This window comes from Neobacillus drentensis (assembly GCF_036962765.1).
Classification (GTDB): Bacteria; Bacillota; Bacilli; order Bacillales; family Cytobacillaceae; genus Neobacillus; species Neobacillus drentensis_C.
The window spans coordinates 272-3,630 of record NZ_JBALOS010000437.1 but is presented as its reverse complement, the minus strand read 5'-3'; the positions used below and the strand labels follow the sequence as shown (position 1 = coordinate 3,630).

Below are 3,359 nucleotides of genomic sequence, written 5' to 3'. Positions count from 1 at the left end.
ATAACAGTATACTGTTATTAACAGTAATATGCTACTGACAGTTTGTCCTTTTTAAAAAAAATTTTGTTCAATTATTTAGCTTAGCTAGGTATTCACGGTCAATCGCTTGAGGTGGTCTTTCAAACCATCCGTGCTTAATCATTAAATTTGCAGCATCTTCATCAAATCGAAATGAGAGATGTAAGTGTGTAATTTTGAAGCAGAAAAATAAAAAACCACTCAGAGTGGTTTTTTAATCTCGCATTGCTCCTGCCTCTCGGGAAGTCATTGCACCTTGTCCTTCGCTTACATCTTTTTGAATTTCTTGTTTTACTTTTTGTGCATCAGTTCCGGCAAATTCTGGTTTTATAATAGAACCCAAATTCTCATTAGCTTGTTGATCCTGTTGCATACAAGTCCTCCTCAATTTGTTGTTTAACAATCTTATTATTTACAAATAAACACTCGGTATATCCCGAGGATTGAGTGAATTCCACTTGAAATAAAGGGGGCTTTCTTTGAAAAATGGATTTAATACATAAATCCATGGAAGAATTGGCATTCTCGAATCATGTTCAGAATGAAATAGTTAAATAATTCATAATAATTTTTGGAAATAAGATGAATAATAGGAAAAAAGGACATAAAAAAATGCAGAATAAGTTAAGATTTATTTCAATCGTGTACATCATTTTGCTTTCTGTGGGCTTGTTTGCCCATGTTGAGATTATTCCTTTCCTGTTAACGACAGCAAAAAGAGATTCTTGGATTAGTATCCTAGTAACGCTCATCATTCTACCTTTATGGATTTTTGTTCTTTATAAGATTGTTGTCATAATAAACAAGAGTTCCATCATTCAGCTTTTGAAGGATCATGGGAGCCCGCTTAGTTATTACCTCCTTCTTCTACCATTAGCCATTTATATGCTGATTGATGCTTTTGTGACGGCAAAGGATATCATTTATTGGTCACAATTGAGCTACATGCAAGAGTCTAACAGTTTTACACTGGCTCTCGTACTGCTTTTATTTTGTTTGCTATGTACCGAGTCTGGCTTGTTTTCGATTGGACTCTTAAGCAGTATTCTTTGTCCTATAGTCCTTTTCTTAGGCTTTTTTATTTCGGTTGCAAATATGAAGAAAAAGCATTATGAACTGTTATTCCCATTGTTTACGGATGGCTATTTACCAATGACGAAGGGGCTTCTCTATACTTCTTTGCCAATTTTAGAGTTATTTATCATCATTTTTTTAACTCCTGTATTACAAAAGGCTGTTTCTAGAAAGCAATTATTCGTTGTTGGATTGGTTATCATAGGGTTAATGCTAGGACCTACAATCGGAGCGATTGTCGAGTTTGGACCTGAGCAGGCTTCGGAGTATCGATATCCTGCATATGAAGAGTGGCGCTTAATTTCCATAGGAAGATATTTTTCTCATGCGGATTTTTTTGCGATTTTTCAGTGGCTTTCAGGTGGAGTGATTAGAATCAGTTTATTTATATTCATCGCATGCCGAATTCTCACCAAAGGAATGGCGAATGTAAAAGTAGTAAGGATCCTATATGCTTTCCTTTTTATCGCATGTATCTATCCATTTGATCAAAGCCCATTCTCTACCATTATTTATGGATATTTCAGACCTCTGTCGTTCATTTTATTAATCATACAAATCTTAATCTTGGCGCTATACATTGTGAAGAATAAACAGAAGTGGTCAGGAGGCAAGATTGAATCATGAACGAACATCTTCTCTCTATTGAAAACTTGCAGCGACTTTTCAACCATTCGTCTGATATCGAAATAAAAGAGGAGCATACTTCAACCTTTGTGTATTGTAAGACCATAACAGATACTAGTCTGATTCCGTCGTTCGTATTGCCCTCTGTTGAAACTTCCAGCTCCATATATCAATCTTTAAAGATGGAGGTTTTCAGCAAAAAGGATATCGATGCTGAAAAAATAGAGAAGGCTATTTTCTCGGGGAAGCTAATGGTCATACCTGCTGGAGATAAGGTGTTTTTTTATGATATCAGTAAATCTCCCGCAAGACAGCCAGATGAGTCTGTGTCAGAAGTTTCGATTCGCGGCCCGAAGGATGGATTTGTCGAGGATATCACGACGAATCTTGGATTAATCCGCAAAAGGTTACGGACGAAATCTTTAGTAGTAGAAGATTACACAATCGGCAAAAGAACGAATACAATGATTTCTCTTCTTTATATAAAGGATATTATCAATGAAGAGATTTTAAGAGATATACAAGGACGTCTTACGGCAATAGATGTTGATATCCTAACAAGCACCTCTATGCTGATAGAACATATAATGGACCACAAATTCTCACTTATTCCTGTAATAGACTATTCCGGTAGAGCTGATTTCGTCTCAGAAGCCATCAATCAAGGGAGGTTTGCCATTATCGTGGATGGCGCTCCCACTGCGTTGATTGCACCGATTGATCTTCCTTTTCTTTTTAAGACTCCTGAAGATGAAAACACGAGTTTTTATTTTGCATCATTGGAAAGAACATTGCGAATTATAGGTCTCTGTACGACAGCTTTTTTGCCAGGCTTTTATGCGGCGTTAATCACACATAATGTCGGACAATTACCCCTTCCTCTTATTGCAACGATTGCGGTTTCAAGACTAGGACTGCCATTTTCACCATTATTGGAAATTCTAGTTATGCTTATCATGTTTGAGCTATTTAAAGAAGGAGGGGCACGCTTGCCCAAGGGAATTGGACAAACCGTTGCCGTTCTGGGTGGTTTGATCATAGGCGATGCAGCCATACGCGGAGGAATTACATCTCCGACAACGCTTGTTGTTATTGGGGTTACCGCCATTTCCAGCTTTACTCTTGTCAATCAGTCTTTATCAGGGAATATTTTTTTTATCAGAGTGTTTGTTTTACTCTTTAGCTACTTCATGGGGATTTATGGATTTTTCACCAGTCTGTTATTCGTTTTTCTTTACTTAACAAGGTTGAAGTCTTTTGGAGTTCCTATTTTAGCAGATATCTCTTCCCCAAATGGAAAGGATATGATGTTCGCTTTTTTTCGCATTCCTTTTCCATTCATGAAAAAACGGAAGGCATCTTTACAAATCAAAGATGGCACAAGATCAGGTGAATAGATGAGGAAATTTTTATACATTGTCATACTATTTTTTGTTTTAACAGGATGTACGAAAATTAATGAAATTCAATTCCAAGCCTATGCAGTAGGAATTGGAATTGACTATCAGAATGATGAATATCACGTCATGCTCCAGTTCTTAGATTTTTCAAATGTAGCGAAATCGGATCAGGGGAAAAGTGCTGAACCTAGCCCGGTCTGGATTGGAGAAGGAAAAGGTAAAACTCTGGAAGATGCGATG

General features: G+C 36.9%; 3 protein-coding genes and 1 pseudogene. 3 read left to right on the top strand and 1 reads right to left on the bottom strand.

Features of this window, described 5'->3' with window-relative positions:
• Positions 1-232 precede the first annotated feature (232 nt).
• On the bottom strand, positions 233-391 hold the full coding sequence (locus V7137_RS30480) for a hypothetical protein (protein ID WP_335701529.1): 159 nt from the start codon (positions 389-391) through the stop codon (positions 233-235).
• 239 nt (positions 392-630) lie between these two features.
• Between V7137_RS30480 and V7137_RS30475 the strand changes: the two genes are divergently transcribed.
• From V7137_RS30475 to V7137_RS30465, 3 genes and pseudogenes are all read left to right on the top strand, one after another.
• A complete protein-coding gene (locus tag V7137_RS30475; protein ID WP_335701528.1) occupies positions 631-1,719 on the top strand; it encodes an endospore germination permease in 1,089 nt (362 codons plus the stop codon).
• Positions 1,716-3,116, top strand: coding sequence for a spore germination protein (locus V7137_RS30470; protein WP_335701527.1), 1,401 nt, complete (start codon positions 1,716-1,718; stop codon positions 3,114-3,116). The genes V7137_RS30475 and V7137_RS30470 overlap by 4 nt, the downstream gene beginning before the upstream one ends.
• Positions 3,117-3,359: pseudogene (locus tag V7137_RS30465) on the top strand (hypothetical protein); the annotation flags it as partial. It abuts the gene before it with no gap.

Bases quoted from the DNA above. Each gene is read 5' to 3' on its own strand.
- V7137_RS30480 (WP_335701529.1), bottom strand. From the start codon at position 391: ATGCAACAGGATCAACAAGCTAATGAGAATTTGGGTTCTATTATAAAA.
- V7137_RS30470 (WP_335701527.1), top strand. From the start codon at position 1,716: ATGAACGAACATCTTCTCTCTATTGAAAACTTGCAGCGACTTTTCAAC.
- V7137_RS30475 (WP_335701528.1), top strand. From the start codon at position 631: ATGCAGAATAAGTTAAGATTTATTTCAATCGTGTACATCATTTTGCTT.